The following is an 841-nucleotide window of genomic DNA, read 5'->3' on the forward strand; positions in this document are numbered from 1 at the left end:
CATCGCACATAGGCCACGCCCGCATCCGCGAGCCTGACCGCCGCACTGCGCGATGCCTCCAGCGACACGGTGCTGGCGTCGACGTAGATCGTGCCGCGCGCTGTGTGGCGGCAGACCTGATCGACGGTCGCGATGAGCACCTCGTCGTTCGGCAACGACGAGAACAGGATGCGCGATGCGGCCAGCAACTCGGGCAGCGACACCGCGCCGGTGATACGCTGCTGCTCGGCTAATCCGATGCGCTCGACCGCCACGTCGAAGCCGCTCACATGGTGGCCGGCTGCTGCCAGATGGCGCGCCATCGGCAGCCCCATCTTGCCGAGTCCGACGAATCCGATGGTCGACGTCATGGCTTCGTCCCGATGTCGCGGTTGTCCACGCGCTTGGTGAAGGGATGGATGGAGACCTGCTTCCAGACGCCTGCCGTGCAGAAGGGATCGTTGCGGTTGAACGCCACGACGTCTTCCTTGCTGTCGGCCTCGAGGAGAAAGCAACTGCCCTTCATCGTCTGCCCGTCGTCGTCCAAGAGCGGCCCCGAGATGACGGTGTGCACGCGGGCGGAGGCCAGGTAGCGCTTGTGATCGTCGTACAATGCCTGCCGCAGCGGCAATGCGTCTTCCCGATCGATGCAATGGACGATGAAGTGCATAGGGTCCTCCTCAGCGCGTCATGCCGTGGCACCGAGCCGCGACGTCGTCCGTTTCGCCGCCGGTACCGTTGGAAAGCATCAGGCCGAGCTGATATTGCGCTTCCGCGTTGGTCTCGGCGGCCTTACCAAGCAGCCTTGAAGGCGGCCTGCTGCTTGCCTTGCACGAGCCAGGTGGCGTACATCTTCTTCACT

The 841-nt window shown here is 64.6% G+C and carries 2 protein-coding genes and 1 pseudogene; all 3 read right to left on the reverse strand.

Going from position 1 to position 841, the window contains the following annotated elements:
• On the reverse strand, positions 1–350 hold a 350-nt coding region (locus ACFFWD_RS16895), incomplete at its 3' end, for an NAD(P)-binding domain-containing protein (RefSeq protein WP_376967044.1).
• Entirely contained in the window at positions 347–649 is a 303-nt protein-coding gene (locus tag ACFFWD_RS16900) for a YciI family protein (protein ID WP_376967046.1), read from the reverse strand. The genes ACFFWD_RS16900 and ACFFWD_RS16895, both read right to left, overlap by 4 nt.
• 31 nt (positions 650–680) lie before the next feature.
• Positions 681–785: pseudogene (locus ACFFWD_RS16905) on the reverse strand (tetratricopeptide repeat protein); the annotation flags it as partial.
• Positions 786–841 lie beyond the last annotated feature (56 nt).

This window comes from Bradyrhizobium erythrophlei, from assembly GCF_042430365.1.
Taxonomy (GTDB): domain Bacteria; phylum Pseudomonadota; class Alphaproteobacteria; order Rhizobiales; family Xanthobacteraceae; genus Bradyrhizobium; species Bradyrhizobium erythrophlei.

Bases quoted from the DNA above. Each gene is read 5' to 3' on its own strand.
- ACFFWD_RS16900 (WP_376967046.1), bottom strand. From the start codon at position 649: ATGCACTTCATCGTCCATTGCATCGATCGGGAAGACGCATTGCCGCTG.